Genomic DNA, 25,814 nt, shown 5'->3' on the forward strand with positions numbered 1-25,814 from the left:
CGGGGGCCATTTCAAAATGCCGCGGAGTATAACCGAGGGCGGTGTTTCATTTGTAAGACGATGCGCAGCATTTCTCATTCCGGACAGAAACGTATGGCAATGGCGGTATAGAGGCTTACATGGAAGCCTGGCGCACCTGTTTTTCCAGCTCCGCCTTCAAACCCGGCTCCAGCTTCAGCTGGCGGGCGAGTTCATCCAGGTAGGACTTCTCCATGAAGTTCTCCTCATCCACCAGCATCACACTGGCGATGTACATTTCAGCCGCCATTTCCGGCGTGCTCGCGGCGCGGGCGACGTCAGTCGGATCCAGCGGTTTGTTTAGTTCGGCGTGCAGCCAGTGTTGCAACTCCCGGTCATTGTCGAGTTTGGTGAACTCGCCCTCGATCAACGCACGCTCGCGCTCATCGACATGACCATCCGCCTTGGCCGCCGCCACCAGCGCCTTGAGAATCGCCTGACTGTGTTGTTCGACCTGGGCTGCCGGCAAGCGGTCCACGGTTTGCGGTTCGTGCTTCGGTGCCGTGCCCTGCTGGGCCTGCCAGTTGCCGTAGGCCTTGTAGGCAATGACGCCCAGCGCCGCGAGGCCGCCGTAGATGGCGACTTTGCCGCCGACCTTACGAACCTTCTTGTTGCCGATCAAAAGGCCCATGGCGCCCGCCGCCAATGCACCGCCGCCCGCGCCTGAAAGCAGGCTGCCGAGACCACCCGAACCACCACTGCCGCCGAGCAACCCGCCCAATCCACCGCTGGAAGCCTTGCTCTGCGAGCCGCCGGCCTTGTTTTGCAACATGTCCTGGCCGGATTTGAGTAATTGATCGAGCAATCCACGGGTATTCATTCTTGCAGCCTCCACGAAAGGGCTTAATCGGACACTTAAGGCCCCCAGCCTAGATCGAAAGTGCCCAGCGCCTCCTGGGGAGAGTGCTTCCAGATGTTGCTCATCTCCTGTAACACCCGCAAAGCCATCGATTAAAAAGATATACACTCAAGCGGATCTATAAAAACCGCCCACCGGGTAATTCTTCATGATGACTTTGCGTCAGATCCGCCATTTCATCGCCGTGGCCGAGACCGGCTCGATCTCGGCCGCCGCGCAAACCGCGTTCATTTCCCAATCGACACTGACCCTGGCCATCCAGCAACTGGAGCAGGAAATCGGCGTCGGGCTGTTCAACCGTCACGCCAAGGGCATGACGCTTACGCACCAGGGCCATCAATTCCTACGCCAGGCGCACCTGATTCTGGCGACAGTGGACAACGCCAAGCGCAGCCTGCAACAAAGCACCGACCAGGTCGCCGGGCAATTGATCATCGGCGTGACCAGCCTCGTCGCCGGTTACTACCTCGCCGATTTGCTCACCCGTTTTCAACGCGCCTACCCCAACGTCGAGCTCCGCGTGATGGAGGACGAGCGCCCGTATATCGAGCATCTGCTGGTCAGCGGCGAGATCGATGTCGGCGTGTTGATCCTCTCCAACCTCGAAGACCGCCACGCGTTGCAGACGGAGGTACTCACTCACTCGCCCCATCGGTTATGGCTGCCAGCCCAGCATCCGCTGCTGGAACACGACAGCATCAACCTCGCCGACGTCGCCCGTGAGCCTTTGATTCAACTGAACGTCGATGAAATGGACCGCAACGCCCAGCGCATGTGGTCGGCGGCGTCGCTTCAGCCGCGCATCACCCTTAGAACCGCCTCGACCGAAGCGGTACGAAGCCTGGTCGCTGCCGGACTGGGCGTTTCGATCCAGCCGGACATGACCTATCGCCCATGGTCACTGGAGGGCGACATCATCGAAGCGCGGCCGATTGCCGACCTCAGCCAGACCCTCGACGTCGGCCTGGCCTGGCGCCGGGGCACGGCACGCCCGGCGCTGGTGGATCCGTTCCTGACCGTCGCCCGCGAGCAACCCCACGGTGGGCGCAAGCCATCTATTTAATCGAACGCAACCTTCAGTATTTAGTATTTGTCGACCTCGGGTCCGGGCACTAGTCTTGGTACATCTATAAGACGGCCGGGCCCCAGTCACAGGGAGCAGCATGGCCACACAAGAAAAGAGAACCCGAAAAATGGCTGGTGCGCAGACCCCATTGTTCACCGCGTTGCTAATCGATGGCGAACTGGTCGCGGGTCAGGGTTTTGTCGAGCCGATCCTCAACCCGGCCACCGGTGAGGTGCTGACGCACATCGCCGAAGCCAGCACCGAGCAAGTCGAAGCCGCGATCCTCGCCGCCCACCGTGCGTTCGCCAGTTGGTCGCGGACCACGCCGCAGCAGCGCTCGAACCTGCTGCTGGACATTGCCAACGCCATCGAAAAACAGGCCGACATGCTCGCCCGCCTCGAATCCCTGAACTGTGGCAAGCCCTTGCACCTGGCCCGTCAGGACGATTTGAGCGCGACGGTCGACGTGTTCCGCTTCTTCGCCGGCGCCGTGCGCTGCCAGACCGGCCAGCTCAGCGGTGAATACCTGCCGGGTTACACCAGCATGGTCCGTCGCGATCCGATTGGCGTGGTCGCCTCGATTGCGCCCTGGAACTACCCGATCATGATGGCCGCGTGGAAAATCGCCCCTGCCCTGGCCGCCGGCAACACGCTGGTGTTCAAACCGTCCGAGCACACGCCGCTGTCGATTCTGGCCCTGGCGCCAGCGCTGGCCGAGATCCTCCCGCGCGGCGTGATCAACATCATTTGCGGCGGCGGTGAAGGCGTGGGCAGCCACCTGGTCAGTCACCCGAAAATCCGCATGGTGTCGTTGACCGGCGATATCGTCACCGGGCAAAAAATCCTCCAGGCCGCAGCGAAAACCCTGAAGCGCACCCACCTGGAACTCGGCGGAAAGGCCCCGGTGATCGTCTGCAACGACGCGGACATTCAGGCCGTGGTCGAAGGCGTGCGCACCTACGGTTACTACAACGCCGGCCAGGATTGCACCGCCGCCTGCCGGATTTATGCACAGGCCGGGATTCATGACCGACTGGTGGCCGAACTCGGCGCGGCGGTCAGCAGCCTGCGCTTCGCCGGTAAACGCGATGCCGACAACGAAATCGGCCCACTGATCAGCACCCGCCAGCGCGACCGCGTGGCCAGCTTCGTCGAACGCGCCCTCGGCCAGCCGCACATTGAACGGGTGACCGGTGCGGCGGTGCATTCCGGCGCCGGTTTCTACTACCAGCCGACCTTGCTGGCCGGTTGCAAACAGAGCGATGAAATCGTCCAGCGCGAAGTGTTTGGGCCGGTGGTCACCGTGACCCGCTTCGACGGGCTCGAGCAAGCAGTGGACTGGGCCAACGATTCGGAATACGGCCTTGCGTCTTCGGTCTGGACCCAGAACCTCGACAAAGCCATGCAAGTCGCCGCGCGCCTGCAGTACGGCTGCACCTGGATCAACAGCCATTTCATGCTGGTCAGCGAAATGCCCCATGGCGGCCTGAAGCGCTCAGGCTACGGCAAAGACCTCTCCAGCGATTCGCTTCAGGACTACAGCGTGGTGCGGCACATCATGGCGCGCCACGGACAGCATCTCTGACTACGCTAATAACAAGCCGCTAACGGCATGCTTCACCACGTTCACAACTGCCCCGACCATAATTAAAGAAGAGGGAATTCCCATGTTCGTGCACAAGACCGCACTGCTCAGTGCAATCACCACCGCGCTGTTGGCCAGCGCCAGCATCCAGGCCGCCGAACCGCTGAAAGCCGTCGGTGCCGGCGAAGGTCAGCTGGACATCGTCGCCTGGCCCGGTTACATCGAACGTGGCGAAAGCGACAAGGCCTACGACTGGGTGACCGGTTTCGAGAAGGAAACCGGCTGCAAGGTGAACGTCAAAACGGCCGCTACTTCCGATGAGATGGTCAGCCTGATGTCGAAGGGCGGTTACGACCTGGTGACTGCGTCGGGCGATGCGTCGCTGCGGTTGATCGTCGGCAAGCGCGTGCAGCCGATCAACACCGCGTTGATTCCGAACTGGAAGAACCTCGATCCGCGTCTCAAGGATGGCCCGTGGTACGTCGTCAATAAACAAACTTTCGGCACTCCGTATCAGTGGGGTCCAAACGTGTTGATGTACAACACCAACGTCTTCAAGACCGCCCCGGACAGCTGGGGTGTGGTGTTCGAGGAACAGAAGCTGCCGGACGGCAAGTCCAACAAGGGCCGGGTTCAGGCTTACGACGGCCCGATCTACATCGCCGATGCGGCGCTCTATCTCAAGTCGAAACGGCCGGAACTGGGGATCAAGGACCCGTACCAGCTCAACGAAGAACAATACAAAGCCGCGCTGGACCTGCTTCGCAAGCAGCAGCCTTTGATCCACCGCTACTGGCATGACGCGACCGTGCAGATGAGTGACGTCAAGAACGAAGGTGTCGCGGCGACCAGTAGCTGGGGCTACATGGTCAACGGCCTGGTGGCGGACAAGCAGCCGGTGGCCTCGGTCATTCCGAAAGAGGGTGCAACAGGTTGGGCCGACACCACCATGCTGCACGCCGACGCCAAGCACCCGAACTGTGCTTACAAGTGGATGGACCATTCGCTGCAACCGAAAGTCCAGGGTGACCTGGCCGCCTGGTTCGGTTCGTTGCCGTCGGTTCCGGCGGGGTGCAAGGACAGCGAACTGCTCGGCGCCGAAGGCTGCAAAACCAACGGTTTCGACCAGTTCGACAAGATCGCCTTCTGGAAAACCCCGCAGGCTGAAGGCGGCAAATTCGTGCCGTACAGCCGCTGGACCCAGGACTACATCGCGATTATGGGCGGTCGTTAAGCCCTCTTAAGATCAAAAGATCGCAGCCTTCGGCAGCTCCTACGCCGACCGCATGCACCGCAAATGTGGCGCCCTATGCAAACCCGGTAGGAGCTGCCGCAGGCTGCGATCTTTTCGACGCCACAGCAGATTCAAATTTTTAGAAAGCGCGCCTTTTCGGAGCACCGCACCATGACGCTTGCAGTCCAGTTCACCAACGTTTCCCGTCTTTTCGGCGAAGTGAAAGCCGTAGACCGGGTTTCCATCGACATCCAGGACGGCGAGTTCTTTTCCATGCTGGGCCCTTCCGGTTCGGGCAAAACCACCTGTTTGCGCCTGATCGCCGGTTTTGAACAACCGAGTGCAGGTTCCATCCGGATTCACGGCAACGAAGCCGCCGGGCTGCCGCCGTATGAACGTGATGTAAACACCGTGTTTCAGGATTACGCGTTGTTCCCGCACATGAACGTGCTCGACAACGTGGCCTACGGTTTGAAAGTCAAAGGCGTCGGCAAAACAGAACGCCGCAAACGCGCCGAAGAAGCCCTCGACATGGTTGCCCTCGGCGGCTACGGCGAGCGCAAACCTGTGCAACTCTCCGGCGGTCAGCGCCAGCGTGTGGCCCTGGCTCGCGCCCTGGTCAATCGCCCTCGGGTGCTGCTGCTCGACGAACCGCTGGGCGCCCTCGATTTGAAGCTGCGCGAGCAAATGCAAAGCGAGCTGAAGAAGCTGCAACGTCAGCTCGGCATCACCTTCATCTTCGTCACCCACGATCAGACCGAAGCGCTGTCGATGTCCGACCGCGTGGCCGTGTTCAACAAGGGGCGCATCGAGCAGGTCGACACGCCGCGCAACCTCTACATGAAACCGGCGACCACTTTCGTGGCGGAATTCGTCGGCACCTCCAACGTGATTCGCGGCGATCTGGCGCAGCAGCTGAGCGGCAATCCGCAGCCATTTTCGATTCGCCCGGAACACGTGCGTTTCTCCGAAGGACCATTGGCCAGCCATGAGATCGAAGTCAGTGGTTTGCTCCACGACATTCAGTACCAGGGCAGCGCCACTCGCTATGAATTGAAACTGGAAAACGGCCAGACCCTGAATATCAGCCAGGCCAACAATCAATGGCTGGACGTCAGCGCCCAACACCAGACCGGGCAACGCATCAGCGCACGCTGGGCGCGGGAAGCGATGATCCCGCTGCACGACACCGTTGCCGGCGGGGTGTGAGATGACCAGCGTGGCTCTCCCTCAAACCCCGGCCAGCGGCTCGCCGTTGCGCAGGTTTTCCAACCTGCTGTATCGCCGGCCGAACTTTTACCTGTCGCTGCTGCTGGTGCCACCGCTGCTGTGGTTCGGCGCGATTTACCTTGGTTCGTTGCTGGTGTTGTTGTGGCAAGGCTTCTACACCTTCGACGACTTCACCATGGCGGTCACACCGGACCTGACCCTGGCAAACTTCGCCGCGCTGTTCCAGCCGGCGAATTTCGACATCATCCTGCGCACCCTGAGCATGGCCGTCGTGGTGTCGATCGCCAGCGCCATCGTCGCGTTCCCGATTGCCTACTACATGGCGCGCTACACCACCGGCAAAACCAAGGCGTTTTTCTACATCGCGGTGATGATGCCGATGTGGGCCAGTTACATCGTCAAGGCCTATGCGTGGACGTTGCTGCTGGCCAAGGGCGGCGTGGCGCAGTGGTTCGTTCAACACCTTGGACTGGAGCCGGTCTTGCAGCTCGTGCTGGGCATTCCGGGCGTGGGTGGCAGTACGTTGTCGACTTCGCATTTGGGTCGTTTCATGGTGTTCGTCTACATCTGGCTGCCGTTCATGATTCTGCCGATTCAGGCCTCCCTTGAACGCCTGCCGCCGTCGTTGCTGCAAGCCTCCGCCGACTTGGGCGCCAAGCCGCGCCAGACCTTTATGCAGGTGATTCTGCCGCTGTCGATTCCGGGCATCGCGGCCGGTTCGATCTTCACGTTTTCGCTGACCCTGGGCGACTTCATCGTGCCGCAACTGGTGGGCCCGCCGGGGTACTTCGTCGGCAGCATGGTGTACGCCCAGCAAGGCGCAATCGGCAACATGCCGATGGCAGCGGCCTTCACGCTGGTGCCGATTGTGTTGATCGCCATTTACCTGACTATCGTCAAACGACTGGGGGCCTTCGATGCACTCTGAGCGAGCTTCTTTAGGTCTGAAAATCGCAGCCTGGGGCGGGCTGGTGTTTCTGCACTTCCCGATCCTGATCATCTTCCTCTACGCCTTCAACACCGAAGACGCAGCGTTCAGCTTTCCGCCCAAGGGCTTCACCCTGAAGTGGATCGGCGTGGCGTTCTCGCGGCCGGACGTGCTGGAAGCGATCAAGCTGTCGCTGCAGATCGCGTCCGTTGCGACGCTGATTGCGCTGGTCCTCGGCACGCTGGCATCGGCGGCGTTGTACCGGCGGGATTTCTTCGGCAAGCAAGGCATCTCGCTGATGCTGATTTTGCCCATCGCATTGCCGGGGATCATTACCGGGATCGCGCTGTTGGCGACGTTCAAAACATTGGGGATCGAACCGGGGATGTTCACCATCATCGTCGGCCACGCGACCTTCTGTGTGGTGATCGTCTACAACAACGTCATCGCCCGTTTGCGCCGTACCTCTCACAGTTTGATCGAAGCCTCGATGGACCTCGGCGCCGATGGCTGGCAGACCTTTCGCTACATCGTCCTGCCGAACCTCGGCTCGGCGCTGCTGGCCGGCGGCATGCTCGCGTTTGCGCTGTCGTTCGATGAAATCATCGTCACCACCTTCACCGCCGGCCATGAACGCACGTTGCCGTTGTGGCTGCTCAACCAGCTCAGCCGCCCGCGGGACGTGCCGGTGACCAACGTCGTCGCGATGCTGGTGATGATGGTGACCATGCTGCCGATTCTCGGCGCCTATTACCTGACCCGTGGTGGTGAGAGCGTTGCGGGCAGTGGCGGGAAGTAACTGACAACTCATTGCTACTGTCGGAACCGAATCAAATGTGGGAGCGGGCTTGCTCGCGAAAGCGGTTTAACATTCAACATTGATGCTGGCTGACACACCGCATTCGCGAGCAAGCCCGCTCCCACATTTTTGGGCCGGTTCCTTCAGAGAAAAATAATAGATTCGAAGAGGACAATGCCATGCAAACCAAACTCTTGATCAACGGCCAACTGCTCGACGGCGAAGGCCCCGCCCAACCGGTGTTCAACCCGGCCCTCGGTCGTGTGCTGGTGGAAATCAACGAAGCCAGCGAAGCCCAGGTCGATGCCGCCGTGCGCGCCGCCGATGCGGCGTTCGACAGCTGGTCGCACACCCCGCCGAAAGAGCGCTCGCGGTTGCTGCTGAAACTCGCCGACGCCATCGAAGCACACGGCGAAGAACTGGCCAAACTGGAATCCGACAACTGCGGCAAACCCTACAGCGCCGCGCTGAACGACGAGATCCCGGCGATTGCCGATGTGTTCCGTTTCTTCGCCGGCGCCAGTCGCTGCATGAGCGGTTCGGCCGGCGGTGAATACCTGGCCGGGCACACCTCGATGATCCGCCGCGACCCGGTGGGCGTGATCGCGTCCATCGCGCCGTGGAACTACCCGCTGATGATGGTCGCCTGGAAAATCGCCCCGGCCCTCGCCGCCGGCAATACCGTGGTGCTCAAGCCGTCGGAACAAACCCCGCTGACCGCGTTGCGTCTGGCGCAACTGGCGTCGGATATTTTCCCGGCCGGCGTGCTCAACCTGGTGTTTGGCCGTGGTCCTACGGTTGGCAGTCCATTGGTCACCCACCCGAAAGTGCGCATGGTGTCGCTGACCGGCTCCATCGCCACCGGCTCGAACATCATTTCCAGCACCGCCGACAGCGTCAAACGCATGCACATGGAACTGGGCGGCAAGGCCCCGGTGATCATCTTCGACGACGCCGACATCGACGCCGCTGTTGAAGGCATTCGCACCTTCGGCTTCTACAACGCCGGCCAGGATTGCACCGCCGCGTGCCGCATCTACGCGCAGGAAGGCATCTACGAGAAATTCGTCGAGAAGCTCGGTGCGGCAGTCAGCAGCATCAAGTACGGCGTGCAGGATGATCCGTCGACCGAGCTCGGCCCGCTGATCACCGCGCAACACCGCGACCGCGTGGCCGGGTTTGTCGAACGCGCCGTGGCGCAGCCACACATCCGCCTGATCACTGGCGGCAAGACGGTTGAAGGCAATGGCTTCTTCTTCGAGCCGACGGTGCTGGCCGACGCGCTGCAGGACGACGAGATCGTGCGCCGCGAAGTGTTCGGGCCGGTGGTGTCAGTGACCAAATTCACCGATGAAGCGCAGGTGCTCGGCTGGGCCAACGATTCGGACTATGGCCTGGCGTCGTCGGTGTGGACCGCCGACGTCGGCCGCGCACATCGCCTGTCGGCGCGCTTGCAGTACGGCTGCACTTGGGTGAACACGCACTTCATGCTGGTCAGCGAAATGCCCCATGGCGGTCAGAAATTGTCCGGGTACGGGAAGGACATGTCGATGTATGGGCTGGAGGATTACACCGTTGTGCGGCATGTGATGTTCAAGCATTAAAAAGCGAAAAGATCGCAGCCTTCGGCAGCTCCTACAGGATGTACGCCGTTCCTGTGTAGGAGCTGCCGCAGGCTGCGATCTTTTCGGCAGACACACGGACGATGTCGGCGATTGACCTCAAGGATTCAACACAAAACAAAACAATAACCACCGATCCGGGCAGCGCCATCAAGGCCCCGCCACGGTTTCGGACATCCGAAATCTGCCGATTTTCCGGAGCTAACACACCATGAGCGCAATACCCGAACTCTCCGCAGCCGTTGCCGACAGCGATGCCGAGCAACTCCGAAAGCTGGGTTACACCTCCAACTTCAACCGCAGCATGAGCCTGTGGGAAAACTTCGCCCTGGGCTTCACTTACCTCTCTCCGGTTGTAGGGGTTTATACCCTCTTCGGCCTGTGCCTGGCCGCCGGTGGACCACCGATGTTCTGGGCGTATTTGCTGGTCGGTTGCGGCCAGTTGCTGGTGTGCCTGATCTTCGGTGAAGTGGTCTCGCAGTTCCCGATTTCCGGCGGCGTCTACCCGTGGGCTCGCCGTTTGGTGGGCAAGCGCTGGGCGTGGATGGTCGGCTGGATCTACTCCATCGCCCTGTGCGTCACCATTGCCGCTGTTGCAGTAGGCGCCGGTCCGTACCTCGCCGCGATGATGGGTTTTGAACCGAACAACAACACCAACATCGTCATCGCCCTGGTGCTGACGCTGTTCGCCACGCTGGTCAACCTCAGCGGCACCAAAGTGCTCGCGCGCATTGCCATGTTCGGCTTCCTCTGCGAACTGGTCGGCGCGGTGGTCGTCGGCGTTTACCTGTTGATGTTCGAACGTCATCAATCGATCAGCGTGTTGTTCAACACCTTCGACATCAGCATCAACGGCTCCTACCTGCCGGCCTTCCTCACCGCCTCGCTGGCGGGGATGTTCCTGTACTACGGCTTCGAGGCCTGCGGCGACGTGGCCGAAGAAACCCCGAACCCGAGCAAGCAGATTCCGGTGGCCATGCGCATGACCATCTACATCGGCGGTATCGCAGCGATGTTCGCCTGCCTGGCACTGATCCTCGCCGTACCGGACATGCAAGCCGTCATCAACGGCACCGACAAAGACCCGGTCGGCACCATCCTCAACAACGCCTTCGGCCCGGTCGGTTCGAAAATGGTCATGGGCGTGGTGATGATTTCCTTCATCTCCTGCGTCATCAGCCTGCAAGCGGCGGCGAGTCGTCTGCTGTATTCCTACGCTCGCGATGAAATGGTCATCGGTAGCTCACTGCTGAAAAAGATCTCTCCTACAACTCAGGTTCCAGTCGCGGCACTGTTCGTCTCCGGCGTCCTGCCGGCGCTGATCATCATCCTGGGCTTCTTCCTGCAGGATGCGGTCGCCACCATCGTCAGCTTCGCGGCGATCGGCATCTACCTCGCGTTCCAGATGATCGTGCTCGCAGCGCTTTATGCGCGCCTGAAAGGCTGGAAACCGAGCGGCAAATTCACCCTCGGTGCATGGGGTTGGGCGGTGAACATCGGCGCGCTGGTCTACGGTGTCGGCGCCATCATCAATATGGCCTGGCCGCGTACGCCGGATGCGGCGTGGTACATCAACTATGCGATGGTGTTGAGTACGGCGATCGTGATTGGATTGGGGTTGGTTTATATGTGGATTGCCAAGCCGTATGACCATGGTACGGCGCCGGCGGGGGATGCTTGGAAGGTTAGTCGGTAATTGAGTTCGCCCCGGTATCGACAAAAATACCCCTTCCTCTGTTTTTAGAGGAAGGGGTATTATCAACAGATATTGGTTATGCAAAAAGCGCTAAATAAATAATTCTGCCTGATCATGCTTCAACAAAGAGATGCGATCAAAAAGCTTAATTTTTGCGTCGGCTTTTTGTTTATCTTGATCCGACATAACTGCAACCAAGTCCTCAAGCTGACTCACATCACCAACCACCTTAAAAGCTTTTTCTTTATTCACAAAAACCAGCGATTTCTTCCTTCGAGACAATAACTCAATAACATTACTCAACGTGCCCGTACTTTTTGCATCCCATATCATCAATCCGTAATCAGCCGCCTCTGCCATGACAACGTCTTTAGCGGTAAAAAAGGCTCTAGACCCCTTGGCGTGTTTGGTCTCCACCGTCCTTGCCGGCCATTTTCCCAGATTGTTTCGCGGAGTCGCACCACTACAATAAATAGTGGTTTTAGAAAGTGACAAACTCAACAAATACTCTTGAATAGAAGTGTCGGCACCACCAGCATCCCCAACAACCACATCGAATTCCGAAGCAACAATATTATCGATACGCTCTTTCACCTTTGGATCAAGGTGCCTGATATTAATAGAGCCCGCAATAAATACAGTTGTCATTTAGCTCACTTCCAAGTTAGTGCTGCCGCGTAAATTTTTCCTACTTTTGGATATTGACGTAAGACAGCACAGGCTGCGTCCATCGACGCACCACTATCAAACAAATCATCGACGACCAAAACACTCCAACAGCCAGTATTCTTAATTTCATCATTGACACTGAAACTCGCCCCAATAGCAGCAACTTTTTCGGCTTTAGTATGCAGATCCTTAAGCGATTTTCCCGTTGGGGCCTTACGGAGCAAATCCGAGAATACAGGCTTTCCGATAATTCGCCCTAACTCCAAGGCAACCTCCGTAACTGGCTGACGTAAGCGTACATTCGAGGCCGGCATAGGAACTACGGTTACTTTCAAGGCATTCTCCATTTCAAAGCCTGACGTTGGGCGCCGAATATCCTTGGCGCTCTCTGACCCTAGGCTATGAAAAGGGGGGCCACCCACTCGACCGCAAAAACAGGAAATTCCTACAGATCGAGCCTTCCCGAAAAGACTCTGATTCCTACGACAAGCGTCGCCAGAGTAGACTTGTCGCCGCGAGCGCCTGACCGATAGGCTTTGTCCCGTCGCTGCCAAATCAGCGATCCGGAGTCGAAGCCGGTCAATCATCAACATGGCGCATCCGCGCCACCATAAGAACTGGGGCAGACTTTTGCCTTTCAGTTTCGCTTTATGGTGGACCGTGTGGCGCGGGCCTCTTGGCTTACATGTTGATCGAGAATGTCCCGACTTCGAACGCCGCACGGTCCGCCACCCAAATCTGTCGAAGGATTAGTGGCGGCTCCTTTCTCAACATGGAGTCGAAGAAATGCACACGCTAAATCCGTCTGAAATTCATCCTCATTTCGTTCCCACCGTTTTTCCCCGCCACAACCGCTTCCTCCACGCCATCATGCAAGCCAACCAAGCCTGGTTCTGCGTCCATGACCTCGGACGTTTGATGGGTCATCCGCTGGACCAACGACTCACCCATAAACTCGACCCCGATCAACGCCGATATGTCTGGCTGCTGAAGAACGGCAAAACGGTCGAATCACTCATGGTCAGCGAATCTGGAATGTACGCATTGCTGGTCCACCATTTCATCCCGGAAAACCGAAACCTGCGCCAATGGCTGAGTAACGAAGTCATACCTGCGCTACGTGAGTCGAACGCGGAGTCGGTGGATAACGTTCCAAGCCTGAGTTCATTACAATAGGGCGGGCTCTCGGTGCCGCTGCTGCACTGGCAAGATTCGGCGTGGATCAAGTGGCGGGATATGCCAGATCTGGTGCAGGCGCAGCGACCGTTTCCGATCATGGGCAGTTGCAGTTGCAGTTGCAGTTGCAGTTGCAGTTGCAGTTGCAGTTGCAGTTGCAGTTGAAGGTAGGCTGAGACATGAAAAAGGCCCGTTCAGCCTGACTGATGGGCCTTTTTTTTGCCTTCACTCCCCCCCTCGGTATCAGCCAATCGCACTGCGCTGCGACCTTGCCTGCACCGCTCACCCGCCTGCCTTTCTCCAGCCTTTGCACCCATGGATTTTTTTAAAATCATGGCACTTTGGTTTGATTGAACTACCGTCAAACAATAAGAAGTCATAACGGCTCCAGTTTCCAAGTTAGCTTCAGTGATCAGATTGGCAAAAGGAGTTAGCTCACTATGATCATGGAAGGCGTTTTCCGGCTCTGTACCTGCATGGCCGTTTACTTTTCGGGGGGGGCAGGTCGGCGGACAGTACCGTCCGTAACTGCCAGCGTCACTCTGGCGCGCAGTCCAGGTAACCGGCTCACTAAAAACCGTTTTAGCAAAGGTCGCTCGCTGTCCAGCCAGATCAGCGAACTGCGCCCGCTCGTGTGTTGCACGCAAGGAATAACGCCAAAGCCATGGATAAGTGGTGTGGCGTATTGGGGGGGATAGTCCGATCCCCGTGAAGTGATCAGAGACAACTTAGTCTGCCTATAGATGGCCTATCCAGTGAGGATGCCCCCGGTGTCAGGATAGTTGTCGCCTCTCCGGTTTTTCCTAAAAAAGCATATCGGGGGCGGAAAGAGACTGGTCGTGCCGTACTATTCACCTGAACGCAGAGCCGCATTACTCAAGATGCTGCTTCCCCCACTGAACCTGTCGATGGCCGAGGTTTCCCGGCGCGAAGGGGTCAGCGAAATGTCTTTGTCCAACTGGCGCAAGCAGCTCAGTTCTGAAGGAAGTGCAGTGTCCGAAAACAAGCAATCGGCTCAGAACTGGTCAGCCGAAACCAAGTTTGCTGTCGTCCTTGAAGCGGCCGGTTTGTCCGAGATCGACCTGGGCGAGTATTGCCGCCGCAAAGGCCTTTACCCCGAGCAAATCACTGCCTGGCGACAAGCCTTCATCACCGGCCAGAAATCGGAAAAGGCCCAGCAAAAAGAAGATCGGGAGCAGTCTCGCAAAGATAAGAAACGCATCCAGGAACTTGAGCGCGAACTGCGCCGCAAAGACAAGGCGCTCGCTGAAACAGCGGCGTTGTTGGTGCTGCGAAAAAAGCTCAACGACTACTGGGGGACCGACAACGAGGACAACTGACGTCTTTGCCAGAACGGCAGTTACTCGTGGACTGGCTGAGCAACGCGGTCGCGGCGGGAGCCAGAAAAATCAGGGCCTGCCTGGAAATCGGTCTATCGCTGCGGACTTTGCAACGGTGGACTGAAACAGACGTTATCCAGGCCGATGCCCGAACGACTGTCACACGGCCAACGCCGCGAAATGCACTAAACGAGGCTGAGCGACAGACCATTGTGACGCTGTGCAACAGCCTGGAGTACGCCCATCTGCCGCCGAGCCAGATCGTGCCGCGCCTGGCCGATCAAGGGCGCTATCTGGCGTCGGAGGCAACGTTTTATCGCGTCTTGCGTGCGGCGGGTCAACAGCAGCATCGAGGTCGTAGCCAGCGCCCCAGGCGGCACGCGGCCCCAACGACGCATGCGGCTGAAGCGCCCAATCAGGTGTGGTCATGGGACATCACGTATCTGCCGTCGCCGATACGCGGCAAGTATTACTACCTCTATCTGATCGAGGATATTTACAGCCGCAAGGCCGTGGGCTGGGAGGTCTACGACGCGGAAAGCGGCGAGAAAGCCGCCGCGCTGCTGCAACGCAGCGTGATCGGCGAGCAGTGTTTACACGAACCGCTGGTGCTGCACTCGGACAACGGAGCGCCGATGAAATCGGTGACGCTGTTGAGCAAGATGTACGAACTGGGCATCACGCCCTCGCGGGGCCGACCGCGGGTGAGCAACGACAATCCCTACTCGGAGTCGCTGTTTAGAACACTGAAGTACTGCCCGCAATGGCCGCAGCATGGCTTTGCCAGTCTGGACGCCGCACGAGCTTGGGTGAGGGATTTCATGCGCTGGTACAACAACGAACACCGGCATAGCCGTATCCGGTTCGTCACACCGGCTGAGCGGCATCGAGGACTGGACCATCAGGTCTTGGCCCGGCGACATGAGCTGTACGAACGAGCCAAAGAGAAAAAGCCGGAACGGTGGTCGGGTTGCACACGTAACTGGGAGCCGATCGGCACCGTGCTGTTGAACCCGGATCGAGAGCAACAGGTCGAGAAAAGAGCGGCATAGTTAGACGGTTGACGCGACAACTACCTTGAAAAACGCCGGATGCACCAAATGAGCCTTCGTCCCGCGCCCGCTTTCAAGCAAATTATCCATGGCCTGTTCTGGACGGGTCTCAGCGTGAATGCGGCTCAGGCCGCACCTGCCAATTGTTCGCAACTGGACAATTGGTCGACAACGTTCGAGGTCGGTCAGGGGCTGCAGAATGAACTGCGCAGCCCCGTTCCGGTAACGCAACTGGCGGTGGGTGACCCGAAAATTGCCGACGTGCAACCCAGCGGCAGCAACGCGTTCATACTCACGGGCATTGCACCGGGGACCACCAGCCTGATGGTCTGGACTGCCTGTTCGAAAACGCCGCGCCAAAGCATGGTGTTCGTCAAGGGTAGAGCCACATCGGCACTGACCAGCGTGCCGTCGGTGCCCTCCGACGACCCGCTGCTGCCGAGCCAGGTGCAGACCGATATCCGTTTCGTCGAAGTCAGCCGGACCAAGCTCAAGGAAGCCTCCGCCTCGATTTTCGGCGTCCGTGGCAACTTCCTGTTCGGCTCGCCGAGAACCTTGCCCACCATCGGCGGCATTGTCACGCCGGTGCTGCCGGTGAACAACAACAACTTCAACCTCACTTTTGCTACCGGCAATACCCTGGTGGCGCTCAATGCGCTGGAAGGCAGTGGTTTCGCCTACACCCTGGCGCGGCCAAGCCTGGTAGCGCTCAGCGGGCAGAGTGCGAGCTTCCTGGCCGGTGGTGAAATACCGATTCCGGTGCCCAGTTCAGGCAGCGATAACGTGTCCATTGAGTACAAGGAATTCGGTATCCGCCTGACTCTGACGCCGACCATCGTCGGGAAAAATCGTATCGCGCTGAAGGTGGCGCCGGAAGTCAGTGAACTGGACTTCACCAACGCCGTGAGCATCGCCGGCACGGTAGTCCCGGCCCTGACCGTGCGCCGTACCGATACCAGCATCTCCCTGGCCGACGGCGAAAGCTTCGTCATCAGCGGCCTGATCAGCTCCCGCAACAATTCCCTGGTGAACAAGTTTCCGGGGCTGGGCGATATCCCGGTTCTGGGCGCATTTTTCCGCGACAACACCATCAACCGTGAAGAGCGCGAACTGCTGATGATCGTCACCCCCCATCTGGTCCAGCCACTGGCTGCCAATGCACAACTACCGTCATTGCCTGGCGAACAGCTGCGCAATTACGACCCGAACTTCTACCGCATGTTTTTCCTGGAAAATGGCGACTTCGACAGTCTCAGCGGGCTCTCGCAATGATCCGAAGCCTGAACCAGACTTGCCTCGCCCTCACTCGTAACGGTGACGTTGAACGCCTGCCGGGCCAGCTTCATTGCCATTGGCCGGGCGTTCAACATGTTGTAGCCAGAGGACATTCGATGAAAGCAGTCATTGCGATAGCGGCGACCTTAATGCTCGCAGGTTGTGCCAGTAATGGCCTGTCTTCGCGACCGGCCAGCTGTGCCAAGCCCGGTTCGGAGCAGGAACTGGCCCTGAACCTGGCCGACAACATGGCTGACGAAGGCCGTTTGTATGCCAGCCTGGCGAATCTGGAAGGTTTGCCCGATAACCTGGTCCAGGTTCGCCTGCGCAAGGCTCGGGTGCTGCGCATGATGGGGCGTAGCGGCGACGCGCAGCCGTTGTACGAAAGCTTGCTCGGCACCTGTCTGACGGCTGAAGGGGAACATGGCCTGGGCCAGTTGGCCGCCTCCAAAAATGATAACGCCACCGCTGCCACTCACCTTGAGCGTGCGGTGAAGATGGCCCCCACCGACGACAGGATGCGAAATGACCTGGGGGTCGTCTACCTCAATCAGCGACGGATCCCTGAAGCACGCTTTGCGTTCATGACCGCCATGGAGCTCAAGCAGGCAAACACACTGGCGGCACTCAATATGGTGACGCTGCTGATCTACCAGGATAACTGGAAGGCGGCTGCCGACCTCGTGACCCGCGCCGACTTGAGCCCCAAGCAAGTCGCCGAGGCTCAAACCCGCGCGGAAAAACTCAAGGCCTCCGCCAAAAAAGTGGTGGCTTCCAAGGGGAATCGCAAGACGGAGGTAGCCGATGCCTCTTCCAGTGCGAACAAGTAGAACGTACGAGGAGTCGAGATGAATACCAAAAGGCTGTTGATCGTGTGCATGGCTTGCCTGTCCACCACTGCCTGGGCTATTGAGCCGGGCCCCTCTTCGCCGTACCAACAAGGCACCGAACAGTGGTTGCAGTTGCAGATTCGCGGTGTGGTTGCCTCCCCTAAACTGCAAACCGCTTCGGCCACCGAACGTGACCTGGCCATGCAGCGCTGGCTGAATAGCTTCAACTACCCGATTCCGGAATTTTTTGACCAGGATGCAGCGGGAGACATGAGCACCGGCAACTGAGGTATGTCGATGGGTGATCAGCCTCTGGCGTAGTCCAGAGTAGCCTGGCTGCAAAGCCGGGCTTGATGTCGTGTGCAGGAAAGCAGTGGTCTCTACACATTATCCAACCCTGGTCGGATTACCCCGCAGCGGCCGCAGGCTGCGATCTTCAGATTCAGAGGCCTAGGCAACGAATTGCCTGCCAGAAAAATCAAAAGATTGCAGCCTGCGGGAAATGTGTGGATCCATGACAGGAAAGTGCAGATCAGGCTCGGGTGGCAAGGCCATCGCACCCGATAGCCTCCGCCCGTTTTACCTCACCCGAATGCTTTGAGTACCCCGATCATGGCCGGGCCGATAGCGACCAGAAAGAAGCTCGGCCACAGACAGAAAATCAGTGGAAATATCAGCTTGGTACCAATTTTCGCCCCCATCTCTTCGGCGGCCTGTGTACGCCGGTCACGGAATTCATCGGCATAGATGCGCAGGGTATCGGCCACGCTGGTACCAAAGCGGATACTCTGCGCCAACAGGCTGACCAGCCCTTGTACGTCATCCAGGCCAGTGCGCACAGCCAGTTGTTTGAGCGCCTCGGTACTGGAAATGCCCGCGCGGATTTGCGCATTGACCAAGGCCAGTTCTTCAGCCAGTTCGACCTGACTGACCGACATCTCCTCAGCCACCCGTTCAATGGTCGCGGGCAAGGCAAGGCCCGACTCCACGCACACGACCATCAGATCCAGCGCATCCGGAAACGCGGCACGCAACCGACCTTGTCGCAACTGCTTGCGCTTGGCGACATACAGCGCTGGCACCAACCATCCGATACCGGCTGCCAAGACCACCGCCAGCAGCCCCATGGTCAGGGAAACCCTGGGAATCATCGGCAATAGCAGCAACGCAATACCGACTAACAACAGCGGCGTCATCAAGCGCACGGCCCAGTACATCTGCACCGCTGAAGAGGAACGGTACCCTGCATGCGTCAATAAAGTCTGGGTGACGGACGTCTGAGCCGATTCGGCCGAGGCAAAGCGCTGGCCGACCCGTTCCAGTAACAGTTGCAGATTACCCGGGGCTTCTTGCCCGGCGGTGTTGCCTAAATGACCACGTTTGATCAGCGCCAGACGACGCTGCACCGGATCCTGAAGCCCCATCATCAGCAAGATCACGGCGACAACCGCAAGCACCGTACTCAAACCGATCGCGCCGAGGAACAACAGACGCGCCAGCTCCTCGTTCCCCGTGACCCGACTGAACAACCCGAGCAAAAAGTCCATGACCTGTACCTCCCGGTAGCGAATACCGCTTAAACCTGAATCCGGATGATTTTGCGTATCCAGAAAATCCCGAGCAACATGGCGCAGAACGCCCCGATGATCAGTTTGTGGCCTATGGGATCATTGAGCAGCACAGGCATGTAGGTGGGGCTTGTGACAACGATCGCAATCGCCAGCACGAACGGAATCGACACCAGCACCCAGGCTGACATCCGCCCTTCGGCCGACAGGGTCCTGACCTTGCGCTGGAAGCGAAAACGCCCGCGGATCAGGCGACTCAAACGCTCCAGCACCTCGGTCAGATTGCCGCCGGTCTCGCGATGGATGAGGATTGAGGTCACCAGCATCATCACCGTCATGCTCGGCATCCTCTCCAGCAGGCCGAGCATGGCCCGACGTACATCGTTGCCATAGTTGATATCGGCGAAGGTCAGACCGAACTCCTGAGCGACCGGCCCCTTATGCTCCTCGGCGACCAGGCGCAGGGTTTCGTTGAACGGGTGCCCGGCGCGCAGGGCACGGCACATGGCATCCAGTGCATCCGGCAGGCCTTCCTCAAACGCAGCGAAGCGTTTGCCACGGTCACGAGAAATTTTCAGCAGTGGTACCCAGAACACTCCGAAGCCCGCCAACAGCGCCATCCACCAGACTGACGAGATCATCAAGATCGAGATGCCTGCACAGGCGCCCAGGAATAGCCCGAGCAACAGCACCCGATAAGCACGATATTCATGACCGGACTGCTCGATCACCTGGGTCAGGCTCGCCATTAAGGGCAACTGCTCGAGCATGGCCTCCAGTGGCGTCAAGCGCGTCAGGTATTTCTGTCGCAACACCGTCTGCATATTGGGCAGATTGTTAGCTTTCTCCAGAACGTGCAAACGGCCGCGGATACGCTTGCGCATCTTGCCGGCCTCGCCGAACACCGGCACCACCACCCCCTGAGACAGGAGGAACACAGCGATAAACACCATGCCGAGGAACATCAGAATGAATTCACCAGGAATATTGTTCATGACTGCCGTGCCTCCATCCACTCAGGCCTGAACATCGTAAGCGGCAACTCGATACCGCGCTTGGCCAGCACATCGCGGAAGGCGGGGATCATGCCGCTGGGCCGAAAATCACCAAGTACTTCGCCGTTTTCGCCCACGCCGTGGCGCACGAAGGAGAAGATTTCGGTCATGGTGATGATCTCGCCCTCCATGCCGTTGATCTCCTGCACACTGACCAGGCGACGCTTGCCGTCCTCCTGGCGTTCCAGCTGGATGACCACTCCGATGGCCGAAGCGATCTGTTGGCGCATGGCCTTGATCGGGAAGGTCGCCCCGGTCATCGACACCATGTTCTCGATCCGCCCCAGGGCATCGCGTGCGGTGTTGGCGTGGATCGTGGTCAACGAGCCGTCGTGACCGGTGTTCATCGCTGTCAGCATGTCCAGCGCCTCGGCGCCGCGCACTTCGCCGATCACAATGCGGTCCGGACGCATCCGCAAGCTGTTGCGCACCAACTCCCGCTGGTTCACCTCGCCACGCCCCTCGATATTCGAAGGCCGGGTTTCCAGGCGTACCACGTGGGGCTGTTGCAACTGCAGTTCGGCTGAGTCTTCGATGGTAACGATCCGCTCGTTGTGCGGGATAAAACTGGACAGCACATTGAGCATGGTGGTCTTGCCGCTGCCGGTACCTCCGGAAATCAGCACATTCAAGCGCCCACGGACAATCGCCTTGAGCAGCAGGGCAATGGCCGGGGTCAACGCCCCTACCTGGATCAGGCTGTCGGTATTGAGCAGGTCCACGGAAAAACGCCGGATCGACATGCTCGGACCGTCGATGGCCAGCGGCGGGATAATCGCGTTGACCCGCGAACCGTCCTTGAGCCGCGCATCCACCAACGGCGAAGACTCGTCGATACGCCGACCCAGGCTGGAGACGATGCGGTCAATGATGTTCAGCAAATGCTGATCATCGCGAAAACGCACATCGGTGCGTTGCAGCTTGCCGAAGCGCTCGACATACACTGAGTCATGCCGGTTGACCAAAATGTCGGACACACTGTGATCGGCCAGCAACGGTTCCAGAGGACCCAGGCCGAGCACCTCGTCGGTGATCTGCTTGATGATTAACTGGCGGCTGACGGTACTCACCGGTGCCGTATGCTCATCGAGCAGGCGCTGGCAAATATCGCGAATCTGCCGAGCAGCCTCGGCCTGCTCAAGGGAGTCCAGCAAGGACAGGTCCATGACCTTGAGCAACTGCTGGTAGATCCTTTCCCGCCACTCGGCCTCCACCGGGGTGACCTGGCTTCTGGTTTCGTAAAGAACGTCCGGCGTTGTACGCTCCCACGCCATTATTTCCTCTGCCGGATCCAACAGGTCGTCGCCCGGTTGGGCAGCGGCGGGTTTACCGGACTGTTTGCGCAAGCGGTTACGAAAGTCGCTGATCATGGGTCATCCCCCGAAAAAACGGTTGAAGGCACGTTTGAACAAGCCTTTGTTGCCGGCCACCTGTTGACCGACCAGGTCCTCGGTCATGTCGCGCAGTGCAGCAGTGATCGCTGCCCTCGGCGCATGCAGCCCCAACGGCACGCCAGTGTTCTGACTCTGGCTGACCAGATTGAAGTCGTTGGGTAACTTCGACAGATTGGTGCAGCGCAGCGCCTCGCCGATATCTTTGAGGCTGACCGCTGCCGCCTTGTCATAGCGGTTGACCACTATCTGCAATTGATCCCCACGCACGCCCAGGTCTTCGCGAAGAATCCGCACCAGGGAGCTGGCATCGCGCAGATGGCTGACACTCTGTTGCACCACCACGTACACCCGATCCACCTGCTCCAGCACAGAGCCGGTGAGGTGATCGATTTGCCGCGGCAGGTCGATCACCACCCAGCCATAGCTGGCGCGGGCCAACTGCAACAGGGTGTCAAGTTGCTCGGGTTGGGTATCCTGCGGCAAACACAGCTCACCGGCCCGACCGCCCAGCACATGCAGGGTCGGGCTGAAGTGACTGCAAAAACCGCGTAACGCGACGCTGTCCATGCCGTCGATCTGGTGCAACACCTCCAGATGGCTGTGCGTCTGCGCCACATCCAGATAATGCGTCACGCTGCCAAATTGCAGGTCCATATCCAGCAACAGGGTGCTGCCACCCTTGATGCTGAGTTGCTGAGCCAGGTTGCAGGCCAGCAGGGTTCCGCCAGAGCCGCCCTTGGCGCTCATCACGGCGATCAATTTTCCTTCTGCCCCACTGCCGGTCCGAACTTCCGTGACCAGACGATTCAAGGCGGCGACCAGTTCGGTCTCGGCGATGGGCTCTGGCAGCACGTCCCGGGCACCGGCCTGCATCGCCAGGCGCATGGCTTCCTGTTCGCTCAGCAGTCCGCATACCAACATCGGCGGACGCTCATGGGCCGGGCGCTGCAACAGTGCCGACAGCTCTTCACGCCACAGGTGGCTAACGCGCAACAGCAACAGATCGGGCATCCGGTCCAGACCGTAGAGCGGGTCGACATGCCCATTGCTCACCAGGCGAGTACTCACCTCCAGGCTGGGCATGCGTTGGCAGACGCTCTGCAGGTCGCGCAAAGAGGTGGCGTTACGGCTACTGATCAGCAACCTGAGCCCGGCTTTGCCGGTCGAACTGGAGAGTGGAGCTTCCTTGGTATTCAGCATGGCGTGATCTCCCCGGAATCGGAATGACGCCCGAGGCTTTCGCGTGGCAACGTTGCCCTGAATGCAGGCAAGGTAATGGGCACGCCGAACCCGGGAATAAACAGATTGAAAACGAAGTTTTGCAGACTCAACTGGACATAGCGGATGGCACGAAAGCCGTTGACGCTGACCAGGTCAGCGGGGTTGGCCACCAGAGCACCATTTGCGTCCAGATAGGTCAACGTCAGATTAGTGGTGGCCAGATTGCTGATCAGCTGGCTCGTACCTGCGTCGGTCGCGGCATTGAAGATTGCCCGCCGCAACACCACCGGATCGCTGATATTGCAGACTGCTGCCAGGCGCGCACCACGGCGCGCGGCCTCATCCAGTGCATTGACCGTGAAGTACAGGCGGCCCATTTCCAACACGCCAAACAACAGCGTGAACACCAGCAGACCAACGAAGGCAAACTCCACCGTATAGGTTCCGCGCATGTGTTTTCTATTCATCACAGTGCCCTCATCACGGTAGTGGCAACCAGCGGAATGCTCAGCGCAATCTGATTGCCAAACAAACCCGGAATCGAGCCGGCACAATTGCCACTGCCAATCACCGGGCAGAACGTATAGGTGATGGTGACTCGCACATGGTCGGTGCCCACCGCGGCGACGACCACGTTGCCAGGCGTCAACCCGGACAACACAGCGGTGCCGGTGTTGGCAGGCACGCCATACACCGCAACGTTTTTCGTCTGGGTCTGCAGCGCATTGCTCAGAGAGACCGCACCCAGCGTCGAATCCCAGGCCTGGCTGGCGACAAAACGGTCGGCATCACGGCTGGCCTGCAGCAACACGTTGTACTGATAGAGCATGCGGCCGATCTCACCGAGGCTCAGTAACAGCAGCAACAACACCGGCAGGACGAGGGTGAATTCCACCATGGCCAGGCCTTGCTGGCGCTGCGGATGTTTAAACGCGTGAAGTCTCATGACGCCTCCTATGAGTCAGTGCTCGGAGTACCGCTGCCGTTGAGATAGGTTTTGTAGAGCTGGATGATCTGTGGGCCGGAATCGGTTGACGGTGTAGGGCCGGGCACGTTGTCGCCTTCGCACTCCTTCACGAACTGCCCGAAGATCTGAGCGTCCCCGCCACCGCCATCCATTGGTTGCACCACGTAATAGCAGCCGAAACCGAGGACGGGGATCGAGCTTGAACCGCCTTGTTTGCCAGTGCAGTTGCCCACCACAATTTTCATCATCCGGCGCTCGAACACGCCATGGCTCTCACAACCACTGCCAGACCCTGCCACACACGCGGCAACGCTCGCACGCCAGTCGTTGTAGTCAAATATCGCGTCGCTGCCCGCCGTGAGATTGCCGTTGCTCGAGGTGACGGCTTGCCCCTTGTACTTCACCTGTGCCGGTGTGACCGAGTCGTCGTATGTGATCGCGGGGTTGCTGGACGTGGTCACCAGGTCCGGCGGATAGTCCGAGGCACTGACCGGGCCGTGGTAGATGCCGAAGCGTGTGTTCAAGCCTTGGGAGGTAGGGCCGACCTTGTTGCCAGGTGCGGTCTGGACGTTGTCCCCCACAGTGCGGCAGACCTTGCCACCTCCGGCCAGGTCCTCCCTGACGGTACTGCCGCCCGGACCAAAATCGAGCAACTGAAAGTTGCCTGGACCAATGGGCGACGAATTGCCGGCAGCCGTCTTCAATACCTGCAAATCACCAAACTGGAAGCCCCAGAACATGCCAGCGGCAGGGTTGTATTTAGTCGGGTCGCCACAGACCATCAAAGGTGCGAGATCACAAGGACTGGTAGGGCTGGGTCCAGCAGTGGCGATTGCCGCCACCGCTTTGGCCCCCAGGCCGCCAGAACCGAATACCTGGGCGAAGTTCCAGAAAAATCCGGTCAGACTATAGCTCGGTACCGACACCCGAACGTATTTGGCATTCGCTGGCCCGGGATAGGAGAACGGCCCATAGACACTGCTTGCCAGTTCCACCACCGCGAATGTGGCTGCGTTGCCACCAACAGCCGTTGCCAATTCTGTGTTACCCGTGGCATTCGCATTTTGCGTCAGCGTATTGAGTGCGGCAGTCCGCGTCGTACTGGCAATATTGGTACCACCTTCCACCTGACTCAGGGTTTTGGCGCCACTCAGGGCCGCGGCGTCCACCGCATTCTGCAAGCGCGTTTTGTTCAGCATCATGTGCCCGCCGTCCAAAGCCAGTGCCGCCACCATGCCAATCGCCGCCAGCGCGATCACCATCAATACACTCACCGATCCTTTCTGGCGCCTTGGCGTCGCAGTGAACGGCTGCTGAATACGACGATTCATCATCAAGCCCTCATTTGCCGATACTGATCCGGATCGGCTCCGCCAAGACCTGGTGTCCAGGACCTGTTGCGCCCTGTCAGCGAATGTTGACTACTTTGGTTTCGATCCCGCGGATGATGGTGATAGCCCCACCACTTTCGCCGCTGCTGCGCTGCACCACGCGTTTTGGCACCGTGGCGGTGGCCACCGCCATGACCGGTGCGGCAGGCGCAACAGGTGCAACGGCCGCGATTTTTTTCTCGGAGTTCAGCGGATTGCGCAAGGTCAATTGCAATTTCCCTTCCGTTTGCGCCGTGACCAGGGCTTCAGCCTCTGCGGTCGTCATTTCCAGCGTCACTGCACGCACCACCACCGGTTGGGTCTTGTCGGTACCTGCCGTCTGGTCCACCGCCAATACCCGCAAGTTCTCGAGGATGGTCCTGGACACGGCGCTATTGCTGCCGGCACTGGTGGTTTTGGTCGCGAGTACATCGACCCGGTTACCCGGCAACAGGAACCCGCCCACACCGACCACATCGTCCACCCGTACCGAGATGGCACGCTTGTCTGTCGCAATCAGCGAAGCCAGGGTGCTGCCACCCAAGTGCTCACTCAGACGCGCACCGCGCACAATGTCGCCCTTCAGAATGTCGAACGTTGCGATCTTGCCCACAGCCTTTTCGCTCAAGTCGAAGGCATCGTCCGGGATCGTATCCATGGGCATGCGTACGGTCGTGACCTGCTGAGCCTCGACCATCTGCCCGAATGGAATCTCTACCGTGGCGACCACCACGCTTCGAAGGTGGTCATCCGGGCTGGCGTTGAGACGTGCGCTCAGCCAGGAGTCGGCCATCCATGCAGCACCAAGGCCCATGACCAGGGAAACGCCTATCAGGGAAAGAGTACGAGAGCTCATGTCA

At 59.2% G+C, this 25,814-nt stretch carries 23 protein-coding genes and 1 pseudogene; 13 read left to right on the forward strand and 11 right to left on the reverse strand.

The features are described 5' to 3' along the window. Window positions 1–115: 115 nt before the first annotated feature. Window positions 116–838: a tellurite resistance TerB family protein gene (locus tag ACYZTL_RS10110; RefSeq protein WP_461951667.1), complete on the reverse strand. Its 723-nt coding sequence runs from the start codon at window positions 836–838 to the stop codon at window positions 116–118. A gap of 187 nt (window positions 839–1,025) precedes the next feature. Between ACYZTL_RS10110 and ACYZTL_RS10115 the strand changes: the two genes are divergently transcribed. The 8 genes from ACYZTL_RS10115 to ACYZTL_RS10150 all read left to right on the forward strand — a co-directional run bounded on the left by ACYZTL_RS10115 (window position 1,026) and on the right by ACYZTL_RS10150 (window position 11,037). Next, window positions 1,026–1,940, forward strand: a complete 915-nt coding sequence (locus ACYZTL_RS10115) for a LysR family transcriptional regulator (protein WP_223486575.1) — start codon at window positions 1,026–1,028, stop codon at window positions 1,938–1,940. 100 nt (window positions 1,941–2,040) lie between these two features. After that, window positions 2,041–3,528: a gamma-aminobutyraldehyde dehydrogenase gene (locus tag ACYZTL_RS10120; RefSeq protein WP_461951668.1), complete on the forward strand. Its 1,488-nt coding sequence runs from the start codon at window positions 2,041–2,043 to the stop codon at window positions 3,526–3,528. Window positions 3,529–3,610: 82 nt separating this feature from the next. Further along, entirely contained in the window at window positions 3,611–4,762 is a 1,152-nt protein-coding gene (gene ydcS / locus ACYZTL_RS10125; RefSeq protein WP_461951669.1) for a putative ABC transporter substrate-binding protein YdcS, read from the forward strand. Window positions 4,763–4,933: 171 nt separating this feature from the next. Further along, the gene (locus ACYZTL_RS10130) at window positions 4,934–5,971 is read left to right on the forward strand and encodes an ABC transporter ATP-binding protein (protein WP_461951670.1); all 1,038 of its coding nucleotides are present in this window, start codon (window positions 4,934–4,936) and stop codon (window positions 5,969–5,971) included. Between the two features lies 1 nt (window position 5,972). Next, entirely contained in the window at window positions 5,973–6,920 is a 948-nt protein-coding gene (locus tag ACYZTL_RS10135; RefSeq protein ID WP_461951671.1) for an ABC transporter permease, read from the forward strand. Next, window positions 6,910–7,719, forward strand: coding sequence for an ABC transporter permease (locus ACYZTL_RS10140; RefSeq protein WP_461951672.1), 810 nt, complete (start codon window positions 6,910–6,912; stop codon window positions 7,717–7,719). The genes ACYZTL_RS10135 and ACYZTL_RS10140 overlap by 11 nt, the downstream gene beginning before the upstream one ends. A gap of 179 nt (window positions 7,720–7,898) precedes the next feature. Further along, window positions 7,899–9,323 (forward strand): gamma-aminobutyraldehyde dehydrogenase, encoded by a 1,425-nt coding sequence (locus ACYZTL_RS10145; RefSeq protein ID WP_461951673.1) that lies wholly within the window; start codon window positions 7,899–7,901, stop codon window positions 9,321–9,323. Window positions 9,324–9,552: 229 nt separating this feature from the next. Continuing rightward, window positions 9,553–11,037, forward strand: coding sequence for an APC family permease (locus ACYZTL_RS10150; protein WP_461951674.1), 1,485 nt, complete (start codon window positions 9,553–9,555; stop codon window positions 11,035–11,037). Window positions 11,038–11,127: 90 nt separating this feature from the next. Here the strand turns inward: ACYZTL_RS10150 and ACYZTL_RS10155 are convergent, their stop codons facing one another. Both ACYZTL_RS10155 and ACYZTL_RS10160 read right to left on the reverse strand, forming a co-directional pair. Further along, on the reverse strand, window positions 11,128–11,685 hold the full coding sequence (locus ACYZTL_RS10155; RefSeq protein WP_461951675.1) for a hypothetical protein: 558 nt from the start codon (window positions 11,683–11,685) through the stop codon (window positions 11,128–11,130). 5 nt (window positions 11,686–11,690) lie between these two features. Beyond that, window positions 11,691–12,041 carry a ComF family protein gene (locus tag ACYZTL_RS10160; RefSeq protein ID WP_461951676.1) on the reverse strand — a complete coding sequence of 117 codons (351 nt, stop codon included), beginning with the start codon at window positions 12,039–12,041 and terminating at the stop codon, window positions 11,691–11,693. A 451-nt stretch (window positions 12,042–12,492) separates the two neighbouring features. Between ACYZTL_RS10160 and ACYZTL_RS10165 the strand changes: the two are divergent. From ACYZTL_RS10165 to ACYZTL_RS10185, 5 genes and pseudogenes are all read left to right on the forward strand, one after another. Then, window positions 12,493–13,047 (forward strand): annotated as a pseudogene (locus ACYZTL_RS10165) (BRO-N domain-containing protein). A 674-nt stretch (window positions 13,048–13,721) separates the two neighbouring features. Then, window positions 13,722–15,274, forward strand: a protein-coding gene (locus ACYZTL_RS10170) for an IS3 family transposase (protein ID WP_461950368.1) whose coding sequence is annotated in 2 segments (ribosomal slippage) — window positions 13,722–14,184 and window positions 14,184–15,274 — 1,554 coding nt in all. Because the reading frame shifts where the segments join, the coding sequence is not laid out codon by codon here. Between the two features lie 48 nt (window positions 15,275–15,322). Further along, on the forward strand, window positions 15,323–16,546 hold the full coding sequence (locus ACYZTL_RS10175; protein ID WP_461951677.1) for a type II and III secretion system protein family protein: 1,224 nt from the start codon (window positions 15,323–15,325) through the stop codon (window positions 16,544–16,546). Between the two features lie 119 nt (window positions 16,547–16,665). Continuing rightward, entirely contained in the window at window positions 16,666–17,379 is a 714-nt protein-coding gene (locus ACYZTL_RS10180; RefSeq protein ID WP_461951678.1) for a tetratricopeptide repeat protein, read from the forward strand. An 18-nt stretch (window positions 17,380–17,397) separates the two neighbouring features. Then, window positions 17,398–17,667, forward strand: coding sequence for a DUF3613 domain-containing protein (locus tag ACYZTL_RS10185; protein WP_461951679.1), 270 nt, complete (start codon window positions 17,398–17,400; stop codon window positions 17,665–17,667). 296 nt (window positions 17,668–17,963) lie between these two features. Here the strand turns inward: ACYZTL_RS10185 and ACYZTL_RS10190 are convergent, their stop codons facing one another. The 8 genes from ACYZTL_RS10190 to cpaB form a co-directional block, all read right to left on the reverse strand. Beyond that, window positions 17,964–18,926 carry a type II secretion system F family protein gene (locus ACYZTL_RS10190; RefSeq protein WP_461951680.1) on the reverse strand — a complete coding sequence of 321 codons (963 nt, stop codon included), beginning with the start codon at window positions 18,924–18,926 and terminating at the stop codon, window positions 17,964–17,966. 29 nt (window positions 18,927–18,955) lie between these two features. After that, window positions 18,956–19,942: a type II secretion system F family protein gene (locus ACYZTL_RS10195; RefSeq protein ID WP_461951681.1), complete on the reverse strand. Its 987-nt coding sequence runs from the start codon at window positions 19,940–19,942 to the stop codon at window positions 18,956–18,958. Beyond that, window positions 19,939–21,372: a CpaF family protein gene (locus tag ACYZTL_RS10200; protein WP_461951682.1), complete on the reverse strand. Its 1,434-nt coding sequence runs from the start codon at window positions 21,370–21,372 to the stop codon at window positions 19,939–19,941. Before ACYZTL_RS10200 ends, ACYZTL_RS10195 begins: the two co-directional genes overlap by 4 nt. A gap of 3 nt (window positions 21,373–21,375) precedes the next feature. After that, on the reverse strand, window positions 21,376–22,596 hold the full coding sequence (locus ACYZTL_RS10205) for an AAA family ATPase (protein ID WP_461951683.1): 1,221 nt from the start codon (window positions 22,594–22,596) through the stop codon (window positions 21,376–21,378). Next, complete coding sequence (locus ACYZTL_RS10210; protein WP_461951684.1) at window positions 22,590–23,084, reverse strand: TadE/TadG family type IV pilus assembly protein; 495 nt, start codon at window positions 23,082–23,084, stop codon at window positions 22,590–22,592. Before ACYZTL_RS10210 ends, ACYZTL_RS10205 begins: the two co-directional genes overlap by 7 nt. After that, window positions 23,084–23,563, reverse strand: a complete 480-nt coding sequence (locus ACYZTL_RS10215; RefSeq protein ID WP_461951685.1) for a TadE/TadG family type IV pilus assembly protein — start codon at window positions 23,561–23,563, stop codon at window positions 23,084–23,086. Before ACYZTL_RS10215 ends, ACYZTL_RS10210 begins: the two co-directional genes overlap by 1 nt. Before the next feature lie 8 nt (window positions 23,564–23,571). Next, a complete protein-coding gene (locus tag ACYZTL_RS10220; protein WP_461951686.1) occupies window positions 23,572–24,918 on the reverse strand; it encodes a TadE/TadG family type IV pilus assembly protein in 1,347 nt (448 codons plus the stop codon). 73 nt (window positions 24,919–24,991) lie between these two features. Then, window positions 24,992–25,810, reverse strand: a complete 819-nt coding sequence (gene cpaB, locus ACYZTL_RS10225; RefSeq protein ID WP_461951687.1) for a Flp pilus assembly protein CpaB — start codon at window positions 25,808–25,810, stop codon at window positions 24,992–24,994. Window positions 25,811–25,814: the final 4 nt, after the last annotated feature.

The sequence above is a fragment of the Pseudomonas sp. LB3P81 genome, from assembly GCF_054897965.1.